This is a genomic window from Pseudomonas sp. NPDC087598 (genome assembly GCF_044743525.1).
Classification (GTDB): Bacteria; Pseudomonadota; Gammaproteobacteria; order Pseudomonadales; family Pseudomonadaceae; genus Aquipseudomonas.
This window is the reverse complement of sequence record NZ_JBIUWQ010000080.1, coordinates 1-22,913: the sequence shown is the minus strand read 5'-3', so window position 1 is coordinate 22,913 and position 22,913 is coordinate 1. Positions and strand designations below refer to the sequence as shown.

The window sequence follows — 22,913 nt, the reverse complement described above, 5'->3', positions numbered from 1 at the left end:
GATCGTACAGAATTCTGGAGGCACCTCGGTGTGCTACGTGTATAGAGACGTGCAGTTCTCCGACCAGCTTTTGTTATTCCGCGATGCCGGCGATGACCTGGTGGTTGTGCTGTCTGCAATGAGCGGCGAAACCAACCGTCTGATCGATCTGGCCAAGCAAATCAGTGGCGACACTCAACCGGTTCCGCGTGAACTGGACGTGATCGTTTCCACCGGTGAGCAGGTGACGATTGCCCTGTTGGCCATGGCGCTGATCAAGCGCGGTGTGCCGGCGGTGTCGTACACCGGTAATCAGGTGCGGATCCTGACGGACAGTGCGCACAATAAAGCGCGTATCTTGCAGATTGATGACCAGAAGATTCGTGGTGATCTGAAAGCAGGTCGCGTTGTTGTTGTCGCCGGTTTCCAGGGCGTCGACGAGCACGGCAACATTACCACCCTCGGTCGCGGCGGTTCCGACACCACGGGTGTGGCGTTCAAGATTCTCGGCCCGATCAGTGCCGCGAACATCGAAGTCGACATGATCGTGCAGAACGTTGCGCACGATAACACCACCGACTTCACCTTCACCGTGCACCGCAACGACTATCAGGCCGCACAGACTGTGCTGGAAAACACCGCTCGCGAGATCGGTGCCCGTGAAGTGGTTGGCGACACCAAGATTGCCAAGGTCTCGATCGTCGGCGTCGGCATGCGTTCCCACGCAGGCGTGGCCAGCCGCATGTTCGAATCCCTGGCAAAGGAAAGCATCAACATCCAGATGATCTCGACGTCGGAAATCAAGGTTTCCGTCGTGATCGAAGAGAAGTACCTGGAATTGGCCGTGCGCGCGCTGCACACGGCTTTCGAACTGGATGCGCCTGCCCGTCAGGGTGAGTGATCCCGCTTCACTGAAGGGCGCGGTTTGACCGCGCCCTTTATTTTTTGAATGGCGCGAGCCCTGAACTGTTCTTTTGCTCGCGCTGGTCAATACTCAGGCATGTAGGGCTACGATCGCTCCGGTTGTAGGTCGGGTGCCTTTTTTTTGCAGACTGTTGTCCCTGAACTGAATTGCGTGAGGAGAAAGGTATGCTGATTCTGACTCGTCGGTGCGCAGAAAGCCTGATTATCGGTGATGGCGAAATCACCGTAACCGTGCTCGGCGTTAAAGGAAATCAAGTGCGCATCGGTGTGAACGCTCCGAAAGAGGTTGCCGTACACCGTGAGGAAATTTACCTGCGTATAAAGAAAGAGAAGGACGAAGAACCAAGCCATTAATTTTTATCGATTTTTATGTTTGCAAACGGGGAAAAGGTTGGTTAAGATACGCCCCGTGTTGCGGAGAGCTGGCCGAGTGGCCGAAGGCGCTCCCCTGCTAAGGGAGTACACCTCAAAAGGGTGTCGGGGGTTCGAATCCCCCGTTCTCCGCCATTATTTGCTTAGTACGTTGTAATCTGGCTTTTTCGGTAAGTTGTTGAAATTACTAGAAAAAGTGGTTGGAATAGAGATTAAACGGGCTATAATGCGGCGCAACAAAATGCACTCGTAGCTCAGCTGGATAGAGTACTCGGCTACGAACCGAGCGGTCACAGGTTCGAATCCTGTCGAGTGCACCATTTAAGAGTCAGTTACAGCAATGTAAGTGGCTTGGCTTCAACCAGGTGTGATCTGGTCTATCAAACACAAATGCACTCGTAGCTCAGCTGGATAGAGTACTCGGCTACGAACCGAGCGGTCACAGGTTCGAATCCTGTCGAGTGCACCATTTAAGAGTTGGTTGCAGTAATGCAAGTGACTTGGCTTCAGCCAGTTGTGGTCTGGTCTAAAAACACAAAATGCACTCGTAGCTCAGCTGGATAGAGTACTCGGCTACGAACCGAGCGGTCACAGGTTCGAATCCTGTCGAGTGCACCATATACCGAAAAGCCCGCGTTTAACGCGGGCTTTTTGCTGTCCGGGATTTGGCTTTTCCTTTCACGCATCCTCTCTCATCAAAATCGACTTGAGCACTTCGGCCTCGTTTGAGGTCATAGCGATAGCTCGTCGTCGAAGTCCGAATATTCACCTTGTCCGGTTTGCCCAGCGCGCTCTCGACATCCTGCTGACTCATACCGGCAATGATGCGGCGATTGATGATCGCTTCCCGGCGTTGCCTGGCGTCGATAAGATTTCCGCATTGATCTTCTGTTCGGCCAACGACGCCTGATTCTCGGCCATTGGTTTTCATAGCGGATATTTCTTCGTGGTTGTGCTCCGGCATGATCGCCACGACCGAGCCGGGCAGGTAAGGGTGAACTTCCTGCACTGAACGCCGTTCGCCGCTCGCGCAACTCATTGATGTGAACGTGATGCTGCCGTCAGCAGCCTCACAACGGTGAAGGGTGGTGGCAGCCCCGGCGGGCGGCAGGCAGAGCAGGCTGCTCAGTACAAAACGGGATGTTTTCGATGGCATTCGACGTCCTCCATGACGATCTATGCTCAAGGGTAGTCGCTACATTTTTCACTGCTCGTGTGTTTTCTTTTCAGGATGAGTCGTCGCATCTGCGTGGATCAGGACAGCGCTCAGGTTTGTTTCGCAAGCGCTTGTTTCGGCCACGATTTTTTAACGTTTAAAACCGTCAGGCGGTGTATCATTGCGCCCGTCAGCCCCGCCGGGGCTTATGGAAAACCTCCATGGACTTACCCAGTAGTTACTCAGTAGCCCGTTTCACCAATCATGAATTGACTGATTGATCCTTCCGGCGTGCCCCGCTGCTGGGAGTGGAGTTCGCCTATGTCTGAAATCGAAGTAAAGAAAACACAGGAAAGCCTGCAGGATCGCCTGGCTCAAGTCGTTGAGCTGCTGCAGCGTCAACGGGTCGTCGAAGACCTGACTCATCGCCAGGAAGGCGCGCATCACGACCGGGTTGAAAACCTGGTTCACCGGCAAAATCTCGTCGAGCTGCAACGCAAGCTCGATGATCTGCACTCCGCCGACGTCGCATACATTCTCGAAGCCTTGCCGCTGGACGATCGTCTGACGCTCTGGCAACTGGTCAAGGCTGACCGCGACGGCGACATTCTTCTCGAAGTATCCGATTCGGTCCGTGAAACACTGATCGCCGACATGGACGATCACGAGCTCCTGGCAGCCGCCAAGGACATGGATGCCGACGAACTTGCTGACCTGGCTTCCGAGCTGCCGCGAGACGTCGTCCATGAGCTGATGGAGAGTCTGGATAACCAGCAGCGTGAGCGCGTGCGTTCGGCCTTGTCCTATGACGAGGAGCAGGTCGGTGCGCTGATGGACTTCGAGATGGTGACCATCCGTGAGGATGTCAGCCTCGAAGTGGTTCTGCGCTATCTGCGCCGTCTCAAAGAGCTTCCCGGTCATACCGACAAACTGTTCGTGGTCGATTACGACGGTGTGCTCAAGGGTGTGCTGCCGATCAAGCGTTTGCTGGTCAACGACCCGGACAAACAGGTTTCTGAAGTCATGGCCAGCGATCCGGTGAGTTTCCACCCGGACGAAGATGCCTACGATGCCGCTCAGGCGTTCGAGCGTTACGACTTGATCTCCGCCCCGGTGGTCGACAAGAACGGCAAGCTGATCGGCCGTCTGACCATTGACGAGATGGTCGACCTGATTCGTGAGGAGAGCGAAAACGAAGTCCTCAATATGGCGGGTCTGCGTGAAGAGGAAGATATCTTCGCCTCGGTATGGAAATCGCTGCGTAACCGTTGGGCGTGGCTGGCGATCAACCTGATCACCGCGTTCGTCGCGTCCCGGGTGATCGGTCTGTTCGAAGGTTCGATCGAGAAGCTGGTGGCGCTCGCGGCGTTGATGCCGATCGTGGCGGGTATCGGTGGCAACTCCGGTAACCAGACGATCACCATGATCGTACGTGCCATGGCGCTCGACCAGGTCAGCACCGGCAATACGTCGCGCCTGATGCGCAAAGAGCTGGCGGTCGGCTTGATCAACGGTCTGGTCTGGGGCGGGGTGATCGGTGTGGTCGCTTATCTGCTTTACGGCAGCTGGTCGCTGGGTGTGGTGATGACGGCGGCGATGACCCTCAACTTGTTACTGGCGGCGTTGATGGGGGTGTTGATCCCGATGACGCTGGCGAAGATGGGGCGCGACCCGGCAATGGGTGCCAGCGTCATGATCACCGCAATGACCGACAGCGGTGGTTTCTTTATCTTCCTGGGGTTGGCGACGATCTTCCTGCTCTAACCGGCTGCACACAAAAGGCCCGCCAACATGGCGGGCTTTTTTGTGCCTGTTTGATGGGTGATTAGTAACCCGTGGCGAGGGGATTTATCCCCGATGGGCTGCGAAGCGGCCCCAAAAAGAGGGACTGCTGCGCAGTCCATCGGGGATAAATCCCCTCGCCACGGATGTATGCCAGGCGGCTAACGCGTCAAATCTCAGGCAAAAAAAAGCCAGCACTCATGCTGGCTTGAGCTGTTCGGTGTGGCTCAGGACGCGTCTGCGGCCATTTCAGCGTCGTGGGCGATCAAGGACACCAACGCGTTCTGCTGACGGTGAGACAGTTGACGGAAGCGTTGCAGCAGCTCGCGCTCGTGCAACGACAGCTCCGGGCTGTCCAGGCGCATGCTCAGCTCTTCGCCCAGTGCGCCTTCCTGAATAAGACTCTGCTCAAGGCGCGCAATGATTTCGGAGTTCATGCTGCGATGATGATTGCGAGCCACCTCGGCAATGCGTTCACGCATTCCGTCTGGCAGACGTACGACAAACTTGTCAGCCGTACGGCTGGAATAAATTGCCTGTTTCAATGGGCGCATATATTTAACCGGTTAGTTCAGGGGAGCGGATCTCGGGATTGGCCGCAGGATTTGTGGTAGGACAAGCATCCGCGCCAAATGGTTCAACCTGAATTGTTAAGAGGCCGGCATCATGCCTCAAAATTGCCAGATCATTGGCGTCAATTCTGTGACAAATATTGAGCCGGGTAAAGGCGTAATGCCAGCACCAATTATCAGAAATGCGGACTGGTTGGAAAACTTTGCCTTCACCCGCATCACTGTCCGCTTCCAAGTGCATATCTATTGATGTCCGAAGACGTCAGAACGTGCATGCTATGCGGCTTTCGATCCTTGTTCCTTACCTGTACAGGATAGTGGCAATTTGCCGATTTACTAGCGCTGAAGCATGCCGGAGGGCGTTTTCAAGATGGATGGCAGGCTTATTTATCTGATGGGACCGTCCGGTTCAGGCAAGGACAGTCTGATTGAGTCCGCCCGTGACTCACTTCGTGCGTTGAATTGTGAAGTGATACGTCGAGTGATCACGCGTTCGGCCGAATCGGTGGGCGAAAACGCTATGGGAGTGACGCCTGAAGAGTTCGAGCGGCGCCAGCGCGCCGGCGATTTTTCACTCGCCTGGCAGGCCAATGGCCTCGCCTATGGCATTCCCGTACAAATGGACGAATGGTTGAAATCCGGGCGACATGTCTTGGTGAATGGTTCTCGCGCCAACCTGCGTCAGGCACTTGAACGTTACCCGACACTGCTGCCGGTTTTGTTGACGGTAAAGGACGAGGTCTTGCGTGAGCGCCTGCTCGGACGGGGTCGCGAGACGCTGGAGCAAATCGATGCGAGAGTGGCCCGCAATGCGCTGTTCAAGGACCGGCGATCAAGTGATGAGCCTGTGCACCTGATCGATAATTCGGGCGCCCTGGCAGACGCCGTCAATCAATTGCTGGATTGGGTAAAAATCAACGTAACACCGGATCAAATTTGATCTTGCGCCCGGCGACCAGCGCCAGCACGAACAACACCGCAAACACGCCGCAACCAATCAGCGGCAGGGTGATTTCGGTTTCCTCGAACAGCGAAAAATGCACAACGCCACTCAATAAGGCGAGGATCAGAAATCCTGCTGCTGATTTGGACATGCTGTACTCCTGAAGATATTTCAAAAAACCAGACGTTCGGAAACGGGCGCTGACAGTGCCTGCCGAGGTTCGCTGACCGCTTGCGGCGCGAAGCTCTGCTCGTTCAACACCGCCAACTGTGGCGCTCTCTGCACCTGCAAGTAGTGCGGCATGCGCTGGGCGACCGGCTCGGCCCGCTCCGGGACAAAGTGGGAACCCACCAAAACCGTCAATGCGATTGCGTTTGCAAGCAAGAGAGTGCTGTTCATGGGACGGTGCTCCGATTGTTCTTCTATGGAACAGACAAAGCAGCCGTCGTGCCAACAGTCTAACCGCTGTTAAGTCCTTTAAAAACAAGCATTTGGCAGGGTTTTTCCAAGGGGTCGGGTTGCAATCTGCAATGATGGCTTTTTGCGGCAGTGCAAAATGCACGGTAAAACTTCCCGCAGCATTGCAGGGCGCCTGCCTACACTTAAAAAGCCCTACGGACGACATGACAAATCGGGGCCTGGCCGTTAACATGCACGCCGTCCGTCGCGTCGCGACTGGCTTGTGTCTCAGTAGCTCAATTGGATAGAGCATCCCCCTCCTAAGGGGAAGGTTGGCAGTTCGAACCTGCCCTGGGACACCATATGATTTCGGCCTGTTCAGGCCCTTCTTCTGACCGCTACGTTTATCTGCAACAGTAGCGTGGCAGCAGAAGAAGCAAATAAAGCCCCTTTCAGGATAATCCGGAAGGGGCTTTTTCGTATTTACGGTTTAAGGATGATGCCAATGGAAGGCCTGAAAGTATTACTCATCGCTTCGCTAGGGTTTTTATCGCTCATTCAACCATCCCTTTCCGTTGCGGATAACGTCAGCGGCAAAAACCTCTATTCACAACGGTGCGCCATGTGCCACGGGGGTGATCTCAAGGCATCAGGCCCCTTGGCGACCAAAAGCAATCCTCCGACGCCCGATCTGACAACCTCCGCTTTCAAACAACGCCTGAAGGATTACCCGGGCGTTATCGTGTCATCCGTCATACTTCGCCCAAACGGCGACTTGATTCCCAGAACATTGCGCGAGAACGGTGTGAGAGTTCCGCCGCACGTCTGGACGGTTCAGGATTTTCGCGATTTGCATCAATACATGACTGGCGTGATTGAAAAAACTCGCTGATGTTCAGATGCAAAAAAGCCCCGCACAGAGTCATCTGGCGGGGCTTTTTCATGGGCGGGCGTCGGTACTATTCCTCGGCGCCACCTCCAGGTTTGCTGATCGACGTGCTGATCTCGGTCATGCGTCGACGACCATTGACCTTGTAGTCGCGCTCCTGGTCTATCGCGCCTGGCTTGCGCAGAGTCACTTGCGCATACAGGCCATCCTTTGCGCTGTAGGTGCCGAACCAGTTGTTCATTCGTGCAATAAAACATTCGCTGCCGATGGTTACCGGGAAGTCCGCAACCTGCTCGATGGCGTAATAACCCGCGCCGTAGCCGTAATACTCCTCGCTGTCGGTGGCTGACGCGGGAATGGGGCAAAGGGGCTTTCGCTCTTGCCCGGTGTCGGAGGTTTCTTGCCCAACTGTAGCCAAGCCTTGGGAGAGTGCCCGGTGCAGGTCCGGCTTCAACTTATAAGTGGTTTTGTGCTCATCATCAGGTTGAGTGCGAGGGATGCTGAGTTGATAGCGATAATGAACCGTCAGCTTGGGCACCAGATGGTTCGCCTGCCAAGGACTGAGCAGGTAGACATCATCGATACCGTAGCTACTGTCGCGATAGGCGGCATAGACTTTGCCGTGAATGGCGATCCAGTTCACGGACTGGTTGGAGCCACGCTCGTTGATGGAGTAGAGGGAGCCGCCAATGGATTCGCCATCAGACGCCGGGGTTCTGCGGGTGAACCGGTCGCCGTCGCGGTGGAAGATTTCGACGAAGGTGAACAGGCCGGTGCCGCCGGTGTAGGTCTGAACGATCAGGTCACGTTGCCCGTCATTGTCGAGATCCAGCAAGGTAAACGAGGTTGAACCCAGTGCGGTGTCAGCCTCGAAATCAGTGGCCTGCAAAGCCGCCCACTCGTTACGGGAAACGCCTTTGGGAAGGGTCTTCGGGAAGTGCGTCTTATCAGAGAATTGATCGGCGTCGGGCTCTGCGGAAAACGAAGTTTCGGCGCTTTTCAACGCCAGTGAAGCGAGTGTCCGTTCCAGCGCAAATTCCGGGTCACTCTGACTGGCCGTCTGAACACGCTTTTGCAAATCATCCAGTACCTCTTTATCGACGCCGGTCGGCTGGTGGGCGACGGTATCTGCCCATTGCCCCTGCAACAGTTTCAACTGTTCGCGATAGCGTTGATCCAGGCACGAAACATCATCGACACACTCATTGCGCGCTTTCAGCCAAAGTCTTTGCGTGCCCTTCAGTTGCGGTCGAGTCTCGACGGAAGCCTTCATCAAATCTCGATAAACCGCCCCCATCTGCGTATCCAGTTCATACAGACCCGTATTGGCACAAATAGTCTTTTCAACGGTGTTCGCCGCTTTTGTGCAGTCCATTCCGGTCGCCGTGGCGTGCTGGATAAACAGCAGCGCAAAGGCGGACACGATGTAGCGTCCTTTGAGGTACACGAGGTCAGCCTTGTAGTGGGGAGTTGCCAGGCGCGCAGGGTAATCGTTGCGCAAGGAATCTTGAAGCGTGCGCTTCAGGGAACGGCACTTCTGGCCGATAACCCGAACGGCTCTTGCAATCTCATCGGCCGCGCATGAAATCGCTTGATAGCATTTGGCCTCCAGCTATCATCTGCGCGCCTGAAAGTTGCCTCGGTTCATCTACTTCAATTGCCTGGAAATCCTCGATGCTGTCGTATCACCAAAAGAGTTTTCTGATCGTCGATGATTTCTCGGATTTCCGCAGTTCCGTGCGCTCGATGCTGCGTGAACTTGGGGTCAAGGACGTGGACACCGCCGACACCGGCGAGCAGGCGCTGAAGATGTGTGCGCAGAAGTCCTACGATTTCATCCTGCAGGATTTCCACCTCGGCGACGGCAAGAAGAACGGCCAGCAGGTGCTTGAAGACCTGATGCTGGAAAAGCTCATCAGCCATGAAGCGGTGTTCGTCATGGTCACCGCCGAAACCAGTCAGGCGATGGTATTGAGCGCGCTGGAACACGAGCCGGATGCCTACCTGACCAAACCGTTCAACCGCTCGGGCCTGGCTCAGCGCCTGGAGCGTCTGGAGCAGCGCAAGACGTTGCTCAAACCGATTCTGCAAGCGCTCGACCGTGGCAAACCGGTCGAGGTGCTTAACGCCTGTATCGCCCTGTGCAAACAGGACATCCGCTATTCGCCGCTGTGCCTGCGCTATCGCGCCGATGCCCTGCGCGACATGAATCAAAACGAAGCGCTGGAACGCCTCTACGACAGCATCATCGCTGACCGGCCGTTGCCATGGGCGTTTGCCGGATTGGGCAAGCTGCTGTTCAAACGCGGGCAAGTGGCGCAGGCCAAAGGCGTCTATGAAAAAGCCCTGAAGGTGTTCCCGATGATGCCGGCACTGTATGACGGCATGGCCGACGTGCTGGTTTCCGAGGGCGATACCAAGGGCGCGCAGCGAGTGCTGGAAGAAGCCATTCGCCTGTCGCCATTGGCGGTGCGTCGGCAGGCGTTGCTGGGCAAACTGGCGATGGCCAACGAGGATTTCGACACCGCCTCGCGGGCTTATCGACAAGCGGTGGCACAGGGCGCGCAGTCGCGGTTCAAGGACCCGGAAAGCAACCTCGGCCTGGCCCATGCGCTGATCAGCAAGGGCAGCGAGCGCGGTCTCGATACGCGCACGCGGCTGGAGATCAACACGACGCTGAGCGCTGTAGCGAAAGAAAACCCGACAGACCCGGGCCTGCAAATTCGTGCGCGCCTGATGAAGGCCACCAGCCTGTTGCTCAATGATGCCGAAACCGCCGACAAGCTCACTGAACAGGCGCTGATGCGTCTCGACGGCATGGAGCAGTTCATGAGCCCGGAAGCGGCGTTGTTGGTTGCCAAGCAATTGCAGATGCTCGGTCAGGCCGAGGCGGGCACTTCGATGCTCAAGAGCTGCGCGGAAATCTACGGCGACGATCCGGCGGTGATGAAAGACATCGCCAAGCTCACCGATGATCCGACTATTCTCAGTTCCAGCAACGCCGCCGCCGACCTCAACCGTCAAGGCGTGCGTGTGTACAAGACCGGCAACCTGGTGGAGGCCCGCGAGGTGTTCCGCAAGGCGCTGAAGATGCAACCGAAGAACATCAGTATCGCGCTGAACATGGCCCAGTCGCTGCTGCACGGCACCGACACCAGTGTGCCGTCGGCGGAGCTGGAAGAATGTCGGGCCTGCCTGAAAATGGTCGGCCTGATGCCCGACACCGACGCGCGTCATGCGCGTTATCAGAAGCTGAAAAGCAAGGCGTTTGGCGAATGAATCACGACGAGCAGGCTCTGGATTTTTCCACGGTGATCGCCTCCACCGTCCACGACATGAAGAACTCCCTGGCCATGCTGATGCAGGCCCACAGCCAATGGCTGGCGCGTTTGCCCGAGGGGCAGCGCAATGGTGCGGAGCAGGGCGTGATCGACTTCGAGTTCGCTCACCTCAACGGCATGCTGGTGCAGTTGCTCGGGCTGTATAAGCTCGGCGTCAACCAGATGCCGTTGCAGCCGGCGTATCACGAACTGGATGACTTCATCGAAGCGCAACTGGCGGCGCATCAAGAGGTGTTCGCCAGTCGCGGGATCATCGCCACCTATGAAGTTGATCCGCTGAGCCCGCTGGGCTTCTTCGATCGCGAGCTGATCGCCTCGGTGCTGGGTAACTGCATCAATAACGCCATTCGTTATGCCCGCGAATCATTGCTGATCACTGTCAGTGACGAGGCCGGGCAACTGGTGCTGAGCATCAACGACGACGGCGACGGTTATCCGCCCGAGATGCTCGAGCGTCAGGCCGATTACGTGCAGGGCATCAATCACAGCAGCGGCAGCACTGGCCTGGGTTTGTATTTCGCCAACCGCATCGCCGCGCTGCATCAGCGCAACGGCGTCGAAGGTCACACCGAAATCAGTAATGGCGGCCCGTTGGGCGGCGGGGTGTTTAGCCTTTATTTACCGTGACGCGGGATTTTGTTTGACGCTGCTTGATATTCCGAACAGCCGGAGCCTATTTTGTACGGGTCGCCGTTCGCGGCTCGCACAATAACAAGGATTGCGTCATGACAACCGATGGCCAGCGTTCACTCGCGCAGCGATTGACGGGCATTGATGAGATTGAATGTGTCACGCCGGATTTGAATGGCGTACCACGGGGCAAGGTGATGACCGCCGAGGGTTTCCTCGAAGGGCGGCGTTTGCAGTTGGCGCGGGGTGTGTTGCTGCAATGCATCATGGGCGGTTATCCGGCGGCGCGGTTTTACGGCAGCGATGACGGCGATCTCGCTCTGATTGCCGAACCGACCCAGATCCATCGTTTGCCCTGGAGTGACGACCCGCGTGCCCTGGCCATTTGCGACGCCGATGAGTTGACCGGCGAAAGCTCCAATCTGTCGACCCGTGGCCAACTGAAGAAAGTCATCGCCCGTTACGCTGCGCGCGGTCTGGCGCCGGTGGTGGCGACCGAGCTGGAATTCTTTGTCTTCGCGCCGAACACCGATCCGACGCAACCGTTCCGTCCGCCAGTCGGTCTCGACGGCCGTCGCGAGGATGGCCAGTCGGCCTTCAGCGTCAGTTCCAACAACGGTCTGCGGCCGTTCTTCAACGAAGTCTATAAATGCATGGCGGCGCTCGGCCTGCCGCGCGATACCTTCATGCATGAGATGGGCGTCAGCCAGTTCGAGATCAACCTGTTGCACGGTGATCCACTGTTGCTGGCCGACCAGACTTTCCTGTTCAAGCACCTGCTTAAAGAAGTCGCGCTCAAACATGGCCTGACCGTGGTGTGCATGGCCAAGCCGCTGGCGCACACGCCGGGCAGTTCGATGCACATTCACCAAAGTCTCGTCGACATCGCGACTGGCAAGAACGTCTTCAGCGATGAGCGTGGCGAGCCGACGGCGATGTTCCGTCACTTCATCGGCGGGCAGCAGGCGGGCATGGCCGATTTCACCGCGTTGTTTGCACCGAATGTGAACTCCTACCAGCGCCTGTGCCATCCGTATGCATCGCCGAACAATGCCTGCTGGTCCCACGATAACCGTGCGGCAGGATTGCGCATTCCAGCCAGTTCGCCGGTTGCCCGTCGGGTCGAAAACCGTTTGCCGGGTGCCGACGCCAATCCGTATCTGGCCATCGCCGCCAGTCTGGCCGCCGGTTTGCATGGCATCGAGCATGAACTGGAACCGAGCGAAGCGATTCAGGGCGAGTTCGAGGTGCCGGACAATCTTGCGCTGCCGTGTACCTTGCATGCCGCGCTCGAACGTCTGAAACGTAGCCAATTGGCGAGGGAACTGTTCGGTCAGGAGTTCATCGAAGGCTACATCGCTTCGAAGACCATGGAGTTGACCAGCTTTTTTGATGAAATCACTCCCTGGGAACGGCGTGTTCTAGCAGCCCAGGCCTGACGTAACGTCGCCATCGGGCTATCGTTCTGGTAGCCCGATATTTACTGCAAGGAGCCGCTCGGAACGCCGATGCGCCAAATCTGGAAATCCTTTCGAGCGCTGTATTTCGCCTCGCTGATGATGTTGATCGGCTCGGGCCTTCTATCCACTTATCTGGCGTTGCGCCTTGCCGCTGACCATGTCGACGGACTGTGGGTCGGTGCGTTGATGGCGGCCAACTATTTTGGCCTGGTGCTGGGCGGCAAGATCGGCCACCGGTTGATTGCGCGGGTCGGGCATATCCGCGCCTATTCGGCGTGTGCCGGGATCGTCGGCGCGGCGGTGCTTGGCCATGGCCTGGTGGATTGGCTGCCGGCGTGGCTGGTGCTGCGGACCATTGTCGGTCTGGGCATGATGTGCCAATACATGGTGATCGAGAGCTGGCTCAATGAGCAGGCCGACGCCAACCAGCGTGGTCTGGTGTTCAGTGGCTACATGATCGCCTCGTATCTGGGGCTGGTCTTGGGGCAACTGATTCTGGTCATGCATCCGGGTCTCGGGCTGGAACTGCTGATGCTGGTCGCACTGTGTTTTGCGTTGTGTCTGGTGCCGGTAACGCTGACCCGCCGGATTCACCCGGCACCGCTGCATCCTGCGCCGATGGAGCCGCGCTTCTTCATCAAACGCGTGCCGCAATCGTTGAGCACGGTGCTCGGCGCCGGTTTGATCATTGGTTCGTTTTATGGTCTGGCGCCGTTGTATGCCTCGCAGCAGGGATTGTCGACCGAGCAGGTCGGTCTGTTCATGGGTAGCTGTATTTTTGCCGGATTGCTGGTGCAGTGGCCGCTGGGCTGGTTGTCTGACCGTTACGACCGCGCGCTGCTGATCCGCTGCTTTGCCGGGTTTCTGGCGGTGGCCGCGTTGCCGCTGGCGATCATGCCGCAGGTGCCGCTGGAGGTGCTGTTTGTGGTCGGTTTCCTTTGTTCGCTGGTGCAGTTCTGCCTGTATCCGCTGGCCGTGGCGTTTTCCAACGACCACGTCGAAGGAGATCGCCGGGTGTCGCTGACGGCGATGCTGCTGGTGACGTACGGGGTCGGTGCCAGTGTCGGACCGCTACTGGCGGGTGTGCTGATGAAGTTTCTCGGCAGCCAGAGCCTGTACGCGTTCTTCAGCTTCTTTGCGCTGGTGCTGGTGTGGCGGATTCGCCCGAAAGCGGTGACCAATCTGCATCAGGTCGATGATGCGCCGCTGCACCACGTCGCGATGCCGGACAGTATGTCGAGTTCGCCGCTGGTGGCTGCGCTGGACCCGCGCGTTGATGAGCAGGTGGTGCAGGAGCAGATGCAGAATCCGGTGACGCCAGAGTCGGAGCCGCAACCTGATGCGGAACCAGACGTGCAGCCTGAGCCTGCGGTAGAAGCGGGGCCGGATGACGGCAGCGACAAACCGACGCCGGATATCAGTGGCGCCAGACCTTGACAGGCGCCGATGGAGTTCCCCTGTGGCGAGGGGATTCATCCCCGATGGGACACGAAGTGGCCCCAGCCCGGACTACCGGATTTTACTGATACACCGCATTGAATGGTTTTGAGGGCGCTTCGCGCCCTATCGGGGATGAATCCCCTCGCCACAGGTATCCATTACAGAAGCTACTGTTCGGGTTGGAAATAAAAAAGGGCAGTCCCGCCAAGGACTGCCCTTTCTTTTTTGCGTTCGACTCAGAGATCGTCTTTATCGAAGCGCCGAGCTTCACGCTGCAACTGATAAACAAAACGCTCAACGTTGCGTGCAGCCTGGCCACTGATGTTGTGGAAGCGCAGACCGGCGAAGGTGATGTTGAGTTTTTCTTCGAAGTGCAGATAACGCAGTTCGACCGAAGTCGGCTGGTTGCCGAACAGCGGCGGGGCAATCATGCGGTCGTAGACCTGACCCAGTTGCAGGCGATCAGTGATGTCGCCTTCGAAACGCAACTTGCAGCCGGTGGCGGAAATATCCAGCAGCTTGCCGTTGATCGGCGCCTTGAGCTTCTCGCCGCCCAGTTCGACGCTGACCAGATCGGTCAGTTTCAATGCGGCGCGGAAGGCGTTGCGGCGCTGGTGGTAAACCACCTCGGTGGGTAACTCGCCGGTATAAAAGCGGTCGCCGTCGGATTCTTCGATGTTCAGCGTGCCGGTGCATTCCCAGGCAATGCGTACGCCTTCATGGAAACCTTCGACCCGGAACGGTTCGCCGGCAAGCAGGAAGCGTTCGCCGTCGCGCGGAATCATCTCGTCGAGGGCAATCGAAGCGCTGTCGCGGTCGACTTTGATCAGGTAGCTCTGGAAGCGCTGGCTGCGTTCGTGGAACGTGATGATCAGCGGGTCGTGGCTGTCTTGCAGTTGGCGCAGGTTGCTGGAGATTTCCAGTGGCGTGGTGAGCACCTTTGGTGGCTGCGGAGCATCATCCGCGCTTAGGGCGTTTGGCACGTTTTCTCAATCTCCAGACAAAATTTGACGATGGCTAGCCAGCATTTTGCCAGCATGTTTCACGTGTTGATAGTGCAGGGCCATCGAATGGCTCACGCCTGGCTGAGCGTACGCGGCTTGGCAGGTTTGGCGAAAGTGCCGCTGGCGTCATACAGCGCTGGCGGTTCGCCGCCGGTGAGGATTTTCAGCTGATTGACCGTGGTGGCCTGCTGGATCTGAATCGACTGGCCATTCTTGACGTTGGCGGCCTGGCACTGAGCGATCAGATCGGTCAACGCGTCGCCTTGCGTCAGCAACTGCGTGCCAATGCTCGACTGGCCGGCCAGTTGCTCGAGGCCTTGACGATCTGTCGACAGGCCAAGGCTGGCGAGGATTTCGCTGCGTTTGCGGCCATGCTGTTCAAGCAGAATGATCAATGCCTGTTTGCGCGCCAGAATTTCTTCCAACAGTGGCATGTCACGACCGTGCAAGGCGAGGGCCTCGGTTTGCAGTAACTCCAGCAAATCTTGAGCTGGAGCAAAGTCGTCGTTGATCAGTTGCAGTAAGTTAGTGTCGTGCATGGCTGGCCTTGGGTTTTAAGCGTCCAAAAGCCTGGCGCCGGCAAAAGCCTAGCGCTGGGCTTCGAAGTTGAGCAGTTTGCTGGCTACACGGTTGCTGTCGACTTTATAGCTGCCATCGGCAATCGCGGCTTTCAACTCGGCCACACGGGCTTTGTCGACAGCAGGTTGATCGCGCAGCTTGTCAGTGACCTTCTGCAACTGTTGAGCCTCATTGCTGAGGTGTACCGATTCCCCGCTTTTTGCGGTACTGGCCGTTTCGGCCGGGGTATTCAGCGGCGCGGAGGTGCCGGTTTCGGCGGTTTCCTTGGCGTTGCTGGTACGTGTACTGCCCGTAAGTGACGAGGAGCTGTTCAAACGGCTGAAATCGATGACCATGATAAAAAACCTCTGGGAATTTGGACGCTTGCCATGTTTTCGGCCATCCCCTGGAAAACTTTAGGCTCATTTGCCAATGAGTCTGCATGCGCCGGCGCGTGTCCTGCTGCGGCACAGTTTAGGGAAGCGACGGGGTCCGCGCCAGTTTTCTCATGAGTGTTTTACATGGCCACTTCCACCTGGCCCGGCGCGGTGACTTGCGCCTTGATGACGCGTTGGGAGTTGAGGTTTTTCACCCGGATCTGTTCTTTCAAACCGCCATTGGCCAGCGCTTCGCCGGGCATGCGCACGGCAAGTGTGCCGCTGCGGGCGGTGATGACCACTTGATCGCCCTTGCGCACGACTTCGGCCTGCTCAAGGTGGACCAGAGTAATGACCTGATCCGCGACCGTTGGTCGGGTTAATTTTTGCCCGATCGCTTCGTCTACCGACGTCAGGAAACCTTGATTGATCACGCTGATGTCGCGTTCACGCAAGGTCACATCCTGCGGCTCGATAATCCCGGCGCGTTTGAGTGGTCGGGTGGTGGTCACAATCTCGCGAAACAGGCGGACTTGAGCGGGCACGAACACGGTCCACGGCGAGTTGCCTTCACAGCGAACCTTGACGGTTACCCGGCCCAGCGGACGTGCCGGACTCTCCAGCGAGGCTGTCAATTCCTTGTCGCACATAGGCATGCGCATACGGGGATCGAGCTGGTTGACTTCGATTTCGTAGCGGCCTTCCGTTTGACTGGTAGCCAGATAGTCTTCTACGGTGAACTCAAGAAAGCCCTGAGTGACGCCGATAAGCATGTCAGGCAAGGTAACCGCATCAGCAATGGCAGGGCTGCCAGCGAAAAAGAAGCAAACGGCGGACACCGCGCAAAGCCCTCTGCGAAGGGGAGATGTCAGGCGTCGGAAAAATGTCGTTTGAGCGTTCATACGAGTTAAAAAGCAAGCGCCGTGCCGTTTAGCAAGGAATGTGCGTCGCAACAACCCGTGGCGTTGGTGTAGGAGTCTGGGCATGGCTGGTGTAATGGATTCGGTGAACCAGCGCACGCAACTGGTGGGGCAGAATCGCCTGGAGCTGTTGTTGTTCCGTCTCGACGGTCAGCAGCTCTACGGAATCAACGTGTTCAAGGTGCGGGAAGTGCTGCAATGCCCGTCGCTGACGTTGATGCCCAAGTCCAGTCCTGTCGTGTGCGGGGTGGCGAATATCCGGGGGGCGACCATTCCGATCCTTGATCTGGCAATGGCTACCGGCTCGGGTGCGTTGAAAGACAAGAAAAACCCGTTCGTGATCATCACGGAGTACAACACCAAGACCCAGGGTTTCCTGGTCCGCTCGGTGGAGCGCATCGTCAACATGAACTGGGAAGAGATTCATCCACCACCCAAGGGTACCGGTCGCGATCATTACCTGACCGCTGTGACTCGGGTGGACAATCAGTTAGTCGAAATCATCGACGTCGAGAAAGTGCTGGCGGAAGTCGCACCGACGCCGGAAGCGATTTCGGTCGGCGTGGTCGATGTCGAGACCCAGACCAAGGCGTTGTCGCTGCGGGTGCTGACGGTCGATGACTCGTCGGTGGCGCGCAAGCAGGTCACGCGTTGCCTGCAGACGATCGGCGTTGAAGTGGTGGCGCTGAACGACGGCAAGCAGGCGCTGGATTACCTGCGCAAGCTGGTCGACGAGGGCAAGAAGCCGGAAGAAGAGTTCCTGATGATGATCTCCGACATCGAGATGCCGGAGATGGACGGGTACACCCTGACGGCGGAGATCCGCGGCGACGCGCGCATGCAAAAGCTTCATATCATCCTGCATACTTCGTTGTCCGGGGTATTCAATCAGGCGATGGTCAAGAAAGTCGGTGCCGATGACTTTTTGGCCAAATTCCGCCCTGATGACCTGGCATCCCGGGTAGTCGACCGGATCAAAGCAGCAGATATCAGCTAGGGGCCTTTTGCCCCTGGCGGTCAACACGATTTAAGAGGCGGCATCATTGTCTACGGGTAATTTGGATTTCGAACAGTTCCGGGTCTTCCTGGAAAAAGCCTGTGGCATTTTGCTCGGTGAAAACAAGCAGTACCTGGTCTCGAGCCGTCTCAACAAACTGATGGAGCAGCAAGGCATCAAATCCCTGGGTGAGCTGGTACAGCGCATCCAGACCCAGCCGCGCAGCGGTTTGCGCGAGCAGGTGGTCGATGCCATGACGACCAACGAAACCCTGTGGTTTCGTGACACCTATCCGTTTGAAGTCTTGAAGAACAAGGTACTGCCCGAGGCGATCAAGGCCAGTCCCAACCAGCGTCTGCGGATCTGGTCGGCGGCGTGCTCGTCGGGTCAGGAACCGTATTCGCTGTCGATGTCGATCGACGAGTTCGAACGCGTCAACCTCGGTCAGTTGAAGATGGGCGTGCAGATCGTTGCCACTGATTTGTCCGGCCTTATGCTGAACAACTGCAAGACTGGCGAGTACGACAGCCTGGCGATCGGTCGCGGTTTGTCCGCCGAGCGTCTGCAGCGATACTTCGACCCGAAAGGGCCGGGGCGCTGGGTAATCAAGGCGCCGATCAAGAACCGTGTGGAGTTCCGCTCGTTCAACTTGCTCGACAGCTATGCAGCGCTGGGCAAGTTCGACATCGTGTTCTGCCGCAACGTGCTGATCTACTTCTCCGCCGAGGTGAAGAAGGACATCCTGTTGCGCATTCATAGTACGTTGAAGCCGGGCGGTTATCTGTTCCTTGGCGCTTCCGAAGCGTTGAACGGTTTGCCGGATCATTATCAGATGGTCCAGTGCAGCCCGGGGATCATTTACCAGGCGAAATGATTGCATCGGCAACACAAAAAACGGCAGGCCCGCAAAGGCCTGCCGTTTTTTTATGCCAGGTGTTAGGCCCGAATCCACCACAAACCCTGTGGGAGCGAGCCTGCTCGCGAAAGCGGTTTCTCATTCAGCATGATTGGTGACTGACACGCCGCCTTCGCGAGCAGGCTCGCTCCCACAGAGTTCAGTGTTAGCTGATAGAGAGATGGCAAGCGGCAGAAAAGCGGCATCCGGCGGAAACCGGTTGCCGCTTTTCTGGCATTGCCGCTTTGCCGACACCGCGCAAAGCCCCGGTTTTCGGGCGTTTCTCGCATTGGCACGGCGCTTGCTAAAGCTCAGTTACGAAAAACCGGTCACCCGAAGGTTCCCGACATGAGCATCAGCTTCGATAAAGCGCTCGGCATTCACGAAAAGGCTCTTGGCTTCCGCGCCCAGCGTGCCGAAGTCCTGGCGAACAACATCGCCAACGCCGATACCCCGAACTACAAGGCTCGGGATCTGGACTTCTCCAAAGTGCTTGAAGCACAGACCCAGAAGAACGCCAACGGCACCATCGCTCTGAACATGACCAACAGCCGTCACATCGAGGCAGAAGGTCTGGGCAATGGCGACGAATCGCTGCTGTATCGCACGCCGATGCAACCGTCGATCGACCAGAACACCGTGGACGCTCAGCTTGAGCAATCGAATTACGCGGAAAACGCCGTCGGTTTCCAGGCCAGCTTCACCCTGCTCAACAGCAAATTCAAAGGGCTGGTTTCAGCCCTGCGCGGAGAGTAATTCATGTCCCTGTCCAGCGTTTTCAACATTGCCGGCAGCGGCATGAGCGCACAAACCACGCGTCTGAACACCGTGGCGTCGAACATCGCCAACGCTGAAACCGTCTCGTCGAGCATCGACCAGACCTACCGCGCCCGTCACCCGGTGTTCGCCACCATGTTCCAGGGCGGTCAGAACAGCGGCAGCAACTCGCTGTTCCAGAGCCAGGATGCCGCCGGTCAAGGCGTGCAGGTGCTTGGTGTGGTCGAAGACCAGAGCAACCTCGAAGCGCGTTACGAGCCGAACCATCCGGCGGCCGACGCCAAAGGTTACGTCTACTACCCGAACGTCAACGTGGTGGAAGAGATGGCTGACATGATTTCCGCGAGCCGTTCGTTCCAGACCAACGCCGAAATGATGAACACCGCGAAAACCATGATGCAGAAGGTACTGACCCTCGGTCAGTGATAAGGGGCGATTGCCATGAGTGTTTCCGATGTCAGCAACACCATAAGCACCAAGGATCTGTTGGCCAACTCGTCTAAAAAGACCAGTTCGACAGCCGATGGCATTGCTTCGGCCACTAACAGCTCTACCGGTGGCCAGGCGCTGGGCAAGGACGCGTTCCTGCAACTGCTGGTTACCCAGCTGAAAAACCAGAACCCGCTTGATCCGCAGGACAACAGTGCATTCGTTGCCCAGTTGGCACAGTTCAGTAGCCTGGAAGGCATTACCACGCTGAACTCCACCGTGAGTGGCCTTGCTGGCAACTACAACTCCTCGCAAGCGCTGCAAGCTTCGTCGCTGGTCGGTCGCAACGTGATCGTGCAGACCAATACTGCACAGCTCGATGACCCGACCAAAGGCCTGACCGGTTCGGTCACCGTGCCTTCGTCCATCGCTGGTGGCACCGTGACCATCACCGACAAGGACGGCAAGACTGTTCGCACTATCGACTTGGGTAGCCGCGCTGCGGGCGCCGCCAGCTTCACTTGGGATGGCAAAGACACTGCCGGCACCGTCGTGCCTGTTGGCACATACACCTTCAAAGCCAACGCACCGATCAACGGCACCGCGACGGACCTGGCGACTTACCTGCCAGCCACCGTCAACAGCGTGACGATCAGCCAGACCGGCGGCGAGCTGATGCTCAATCTGTCCGGCAAGGGCTCCGTTGCCCTGTCCAAAGTACAAACCATTGGTATATAGAGCCGACTAACCGGCACAAAGGAGTGGAATATGTCTTTCAATATCGGCCTTAGCGGTCTCTATGCAGCCAACAAACAACTGGACGTGACCGGCAACAACATCGCCAACGTCGCAACCGCCGGTTTCAAATCGTCCCGCGCAGAATTCGAAGACGTGTACTCGGCAACTCGTCTGGGTACCGGCAGCAAAGTGATCGGCAACGGCGTGCGCCTGGCCAACGTTTCCCAACAGTTCACCCAGGGTGACATCAGCAATACCGGCAACGTGTTGGACATGGGTATCAACGGTTCGGGCTTTTTCACCATGAGCAACAACGGCTCGATCTCTTACACCCGTGCCGGTACGTTCAAGGTTGACGATAAGGGCTTCATCACCAACACCGATTACACCTCGCGCCTGCAAGGCTACGGTGTGGATGCCAACGGCAAGATCATCAATGGTGTATTGACCGACCTGAAGCTCGACACCTCGAACCTGGCGCCGAAATCGACTTCGACGGTAACGTCGAGCATCAACCTGAACTCGTCGGAAAAAGTGATCGTTGATACTGGCACCAACGCGGTCAAGTTCGATCCGACCAAACTCGAGACTTACACCAAGTCGTTCAGCACGCCGATCTATGACACGCAGGGTAACTCCCACGTCATGGATCAGTACATGGTGAAGACCGGCGAAAACACCTGGAAGGTCTACACCCTGGTTGACGGTCGTAACCCGGATGCTACCGGTAGCAATCCGAACGATCCGCTTACGCCTCCGGTTGCTTCGACGCTGACGTTCGACAGCTCTGGCAATTTGACTCAGGTCAGCACACCGAACCCGGCGGATGCTACCAAGCCTTTCATCAGCAGCGACTTGAAGCTGACGACCTGGAAACCGGGCACCGTGACCAACGGCGTCTTTACGCCTAACGGCGCAGCGGCCAACACTGCTGGTGTGACCATTTCCATGGCCAAGACCACTCAATACAACGCCGACACTTCGCGCACGATTCCGACTCAGGATGGTTACGCCACAGGCCAGATCACCAACCTGACCATCGACGGCACCGGTACGCTGTTCGCCAACTTCAGCAACAACCAGAACAAGGCCATCGGCCAGGTTGCGCTGGCCAGCTTCACCAACGAACAAGGCCTGCAAGCGATCGGCGGCACCAGTTGGAAGGAAACATTCGCTTCGGGTATTCCGGGTTATGACGCTCCGGAAACCGGCACTCTGGGTTCCATCCAGTCCAACTCGCTGGAAGAGTCCAACGTTAACCTGACCAACGAGCTGGTGGACCTGATCAAGGGCCAGAGTAACTATCAGGCGAACGCCAAGACCATTTCCACTCAGAGCACCATCATGCAGACCATCATTCAGATGACTTGATTCTGGGGTTGGCTGTGCAAAGGGGCCCCTCGTTTTGAGGGGCTTTTTTGTGGGCGGGTTTTGGTTTTGAGGGTATATCCGTTGCTGCGGTTATGGCCTCTTAGGGTTCCGCCCTTACGGCGGGTCACCTTTTCCAAACGCCGAAAAGGTAACCCAAAAGGCTTTACCCTGACGTACGGCCCTCGCTGTGGCTCGGGTTCCTTCGCTGCGGGATCGATCCGGGCGCATCGCCTACGGTTTGCTTCGCTGCACCTCCTCTCGATGCATTTGGCTGCGCCAAACGGTCGCTGCGCTCCCACCCCCGGATCAATCCCTCCACTCAGCCTTCCGACGGGCTCCGAGATCAAGATCAAGAGCGGTACTCGAGCTAACGCTCATTGTGTTGAGTGGGGCGGCATTCGCCGCGTTTTTGGGGGAGGGACTCGTTTTTTTTGTGGCAGTGATGGCGGCCTGGCAGCCGACCAATCTCTAGCAGACTGCATACGATCCCATTGTAGGAGTGAGCCTGCTCGCGATGACGGCCTGACATCCGACCTGTTTCTGCCGGTTGTACTCGACCCCTGTGGGAGCTGGCTTGCCAGCGATGGCGGCCTGACAGCCGACCAAGCTCTGGCCGCTGCACTCATTCCCTGTAGGAGCTGCCGAAGGCTGCGATCTTTTGATCTGCTTTGGCTCTTGCTTTGCTTTTGCCCTTCAGCCCCTTCGGCAGGCCGAGCGGAGGTGTTCATCCGGGGGGGTAGGCGCGCAGCGCCGTTTGGCGAAGCCAAACACATCGAGAGGAGGTGCAGCGAAGCCAACCGTAGGCGATGCCCCCGGATGGACATCGTAGCGAGGGAACACTGAGCCCAAGCGAAGTGCCGTACGTCGGGGCCAAGCCTTTTGGGTTACCTTTTCGGCGTCTGGAAAAGGTGACTCGCTGTAAGAGCGAAACCGCCAGAAACATCACCCGCAGCAACGGAT

24 protein-coding genes and 5 tRNA genes are annotated in these 22,913 nt (G+C 57.4%); 20 read left to right on the top strand and 9 right to left on the bottom strand.

The features are described 5' to 3' along the window. Window position 1: 1 nt before the first annotated feature. The 6 genes from ACIOWE_RS27740 (at window position 2) to ACIOWE_RS27715 (ending at window position 1,893) form a co-directional block, all read left to right on the top strand. Window positions 2-880: an aspartate kinase gene (locus ACIOWE_RS27740; RefSeq protein WP_401398019.1), complete on the top strand. Its 879-nt coding sequence runs from the start codon at window positions 2-4 to the stop codon at window positions 878-880. Window positions 881-1,068: 188 nt separating this feature from the next. After that, window positions 1,069-1,257, top strand: a complete 189-nt coding sequence (gene csrA, locus ACIOWE_RS27735; protein WP_002554426.1) for a carbon storage regulator CsrA — start codon at window positions 1,069-1,071, stop codon at window positions 1,255-1,257. Window positions 1,258-1,319: 62 nt separating this feature from the next. Then, a tRNA-Ser gene (locus ACIOWE_RS27730) sits at window positions 1,320-1,410 on the top strand. Between the two features lie 108 nt (window positions 1,411-1,518). Beyond that, window positions 1,519-1,595 (top strand) — tRNA-Arg (locus tag ACIOWE_RS27725). 72 nt (window positions 1,596-1,667) lie between these two features. Next, window positions 1,668-1,744, top strand: a tRNA-Arg gene (locus ACIOWE_RS27720). A 72-nt stretch (window positions 1,745-1,816) separates the two neighbouring features. Continuing rightward, window positions 1,817-1,893, top strand: a tRNA-Arg gene (locus ACIOWE_RS27715). A 19-nt stretch (window positions 1,894-1,912) separates the two neighbouring features. Here ACIOWE_RS27715 and ACIOWE_RS27710 read toward each other — a convergent pair. After that, complete coding sequence (locus ACIOWE_RS27710; protein ID WP_401398017.1) at window positions 1,913-2,431, bottom strand: cell envelope protein SmpA; 519 nt, start codon at window positions 2,429-2,431, stop codon at window positions 1,913-1,915. Window positions 2,432-2,752: 321 nt separating this feature from the next. Between ACIOWE_RS27710 and mgtE the strand changes: the two genes are divergently transcribed. After that, window positions 2,753-4,195 carry a magnesium transporter gene (gene mgtE, locus ACIOWE_RS27705; RefSeq protein ID WP_401398015.1) on the top strand — a complete coding sequence of 481 codons (1,443 nt, stop codon included), beginning with the start codon at window positions 2,753-2,755 and terminating at the stop codon, window positions 4,193-4,195. A 245-nt stretch (window positions 4,196-4,440) separates the two neighbouring features. On the opposite strand, the gene ACIOWE_RS27700 is transcribed toward mgtE, so the two are convergent. Further along, window positions 4,441-4,767 (bottom strand): Arc family DNA-binding protein, encoded by a 327-nt coding sequence (locus ACIOWE_RS27700; protein ID WP_003178899.1) that lies wholly within the window; start codon window positions 4,765-4,767, stop codon window positions 4,441-4,443. A gap of 388 nt (window positions 4,768-5,155) precedes the next feature. Between ACIOWE_RS27700 and phnN the strand changes: the two genes are divergently transcribed. Continuing rightward, a complete protein-coding gene (gene phnN, locus ACIOWE_RS27695) occupies window positions 5,156-5,725 on the top strand; it encodes a phosphonate metabolism protein/1,5-bisphosphokinase (PRPP-forming) PhnN (RefSeq protein WP_401398025.1) in 570 nt (189 codons plus the stop codon). Here phnN and ACIOWE_RS27690 read toward each other — a convergent pair. Both ACIOWE_RS27690 and ACIOWE_RS27685 read right to left on the bottom strand, forming a co-directional pair. Beyond that, on the bottom strand, window positions 5,700-5,879 hold the full coding sequence (locus ACIOWE_RS27690) for a PA3371 family protein (protein WP_201237161.1): 180 nt from the start codon (window positions 5,877-5,879) through the stop codon (window positions 5,700-5,702). The two genes, phnN and ACIOWE_RS27690, sit on opposite strands and share 26 nt — an antisense overlap. Before the next feature lie 20 nt (window positions 5,880-5,899). Next, entirely contained in the window at window positions 5,900-6,127 is a 228-nt protein-coding gene (locus ACIOWE_RS27685) for a hypothetical protein (protein ID WP_401398013.1), read from the bottom strand. A 285-nt stretch (window positions 6,128-6,412) separates the two neighbouring features. Here ACIOWE_RS27685 and ACIOWE_RS27680 point away from each other — a divergent pair. Further along, a tRNA-Arg gene (locus ACIOWE_RS27680) sits at window positions 6,413-6,489 on the top strand. A gap of 143 nt (window positions 6,490-6,632) precedes the next feature. Beyond that, the gene (locus ACIOWE_RS27675; RefSeq protein ID WP_401398011.1) at window positions 6,633-7,019 is read left to right on the top strand and encodes a c-type cytochrome; all 387 of its coding nucleotides are present in this window, start codon (window positions 6,633-6,635) and stop codon (window positions 7,017-7,019) included. Between the two features lie 67 nt (window positions 7,020-7,086). Here ACIOWE_RS27675 and ACIOWE_RS27670 read toward each other — a convergent pair whose 3' ends face one another. Next, the gene (locus ACIOWE_RS27670) at window positions 7,087-8,517 is read right to left on the bottom strand and encodes a lysozyme inhibitor LprI family protein (protein ID WP_401398009.1); all 1,431 of its coding nucleotides are present in this window, start codon (window positions 8,515-8,517) and stop codon (window positions 7,087-7,089) included. Between the two features lie 173 nt (window positions 8,518-8,690). Here ACIOWE_RS27670 and ACIOWE_RS27665 point away from each other — a divergent pair, with 173 nt between their 5' ends. The 4 genes from ACIOWE_RS27665 to ACIOWE_RS27650 all read left to right on the top strand — a co-directional run bounded on the left by ACIOWE_RS27665 (window position 8,691) and on the right by ACIOWE_RS27650 (window position 13,884). Then, the gene (locus tag ACIOWE_RS27665; protein ID WP_201237164.1) at window positions 8,691-10,295 is read left to right on the top strand and encodes a tetratricopeptide repeat-containing response regulator; all 1,605 of its coding nucleotides are present in this window, start codon (window positions 8,691-8,693) and stop codon (window positions 10,293-10,295) included. Next, window positions 10,292-10,984, top strand: a complete 693-nt coding sequence (locus tag ACIOWE_RS27660; protein ID WP_401398007.1) for a sensor histidine kinase — start codon at window positions 10,292-10,294, stop codon at window positions 10,982-10,984. Before ACIOWE_RS27665 ends, ACIOWE_RS27660 begins: the two co-directional genes overlap by 4 nt. Before the next feature lie 200 nt (window positions 10,985-11,184). Then, a complete protein-coding gene (locus ACIOWE_RS27655) occupies window positions 11,185-12,426 on the top strand; it encodes a glutamine synthetase family protein (protein WP_401398023.1) in 1,242 nt (413 codons plus the stop codon). A 69-nt stretch (window positions 12,427-12,495) separates the two neighbouring features. Further along, window positions 12,496-13,884, top strand: a complete 1,389-nt coding sequence (locus ACIOWE_RS27650; protein WP_401398005.1) for an MFS transporter — start codon at window positions 12,496-12,498, stop codon at window positions 13,882-13,884. Window positions 13,885-14,123: 239 nt separating this feature from the next. Here ACIOWE_RS27650 and ACIOWE_RS27645 read toward each other — a convergent pair whose 3' ends face one another. The 4 genes from ACIOWE_RS27645 to flgA all read right to left on the bottom strand — a co-directional run bounded on the left by ACIOWE_RS27645 (window position 14,124) and on the right by flgA (window position 16,728). Then, the gene (locus ACIOWE_RS27645; RefSeq protein ID WP_201237167.1) at window positions 14,124-14,870 is read right to left on the bottom strand and encodes a flagellar brake protein; all 747 of its coding nucleotides are present in this window, start codon (window positions 14,868-14,870) and stop codon (window positions 14,124-14,126) included. 92 nt (window positions 14,871-14,962) lie between these two features. Continuing rightward, complete coding sequence (locus ACIOWE_RS27640) at window positions 14,963-15,430, bottom strand: flagella synthesis protein FlgN (RefSeq protein ID WP_401398003.1); 468 nt, start codon at window positions 15,428-15,430, stop codon at window positions 14,963-14,965. Window positions 15,431-15,478: 48 nt separating this feature from the next. Then, complete coding sequence (gene flgM, locus ACIOWE_RS27635; RefSeq protein WP_064588763.1) at window positions 15,479-15,805, bottom strand: flagellar biosynthesis anti-sigma factor FlgM; 327 nt, start codon at window positions 15,803-15,805, stop codon at window positions 15,479-15,481. Between the two features lie 161 nt (window positions 15,806-15,966). Then, a complete protein-coding gene (flgA, locus tag ACIOWE_RS27630) occupies window positions 15,967-16,728 on the bottom strand; it encodes a flagellar basal body P-ring formation chaperone FlgA (RefSeq protein WP_401398021.1) in 762 nt (253 codons plus the stop codon). 82 nt (window positions 16,729-16,810) lie between these two features. Here flgA and ACIOWE_RS27625 point away from each other — a divergent pair, with 82 nt between their 5' ends. From ACIOWE_RS27625 to flgE, 6 genes are all read left to right on the top strand, one after another. Next, on the top strand, window positions 16,811-17,743 hold the full coding sequence (locus tag ACIOWE_RS27625; protein WP_103304087.1) for a chemotaxis protein CheV: 933 nt from the start codon (window positions 16,811-16,813) through the stop codon (window positions 17,741-17,743). Between the two features lie 46 nt (window positions 17,744-17,789). Further along, entirely contained in the window at window positions 17,790-18,617 is an 828-nt protein-coding gene (cheR, locus tag ACIOWE_RS27620) for a protein-glutamate O-methyltransferase CheR (RefSeq protein ID WP_401398001.1), read from the top strand. Window positions 18,618-18,986: 369 nt separating this feature from the next. Next, on the top strand, window positions 18,987-19,394 hold the full coding sequence (gene flgB, locus ACIOWE_RS27615) for a flagellar basal body rod protein FlgB (protein ID WP_053122819.1): 408 nt from the start codon (window positions 18,987-18,989) through the stop codon (window positions 19,392-19,394). Between the two features lie 3 nt (window positions 19,395-19,397). Then, window positions 19,398-19,841 carry a flagellar basal body rod protein FlgC gene (gene flgC, locus ACIOWE_RS27610; RefSeq protein WP_003227217.1) on the top strand — a complete coding sequence of 148 codons (444 nt, stop codon included), beginning with the start codon at window positions 19,398-19,400 and terminating at the stop codon, window positions 19,839-19,841. 15 nt (window positions 19,842-19,856) lie between these two features. Further along, window positions 19,857-20,582, top strand: a complete 726-nt coding sequence (flgD, locus tag ACIOWE_RS27605) for a flagellar hook assembly protein FlgD (RefSeq protein ID WP_201237170.1) — start codon at window positions 19,857-19,859, stop codon at window positions 20,580-20,582. Window positions 20,583-20,612: 30 nt separating this feature from the next. Continuing rightward, a complete protein-coding gene (gene flgE / locus ACIOWE_RS27600) occupies window positions 20,613-21,953 on the top strand; it encodes a flagellar hook protein FlgE (protein WP_401397999.1) in 1,341 nt (446 codons plus the stop codon). The last annotated feature ends 960 nt before the right edge of the window (window positions 21,954-22,913 follow it).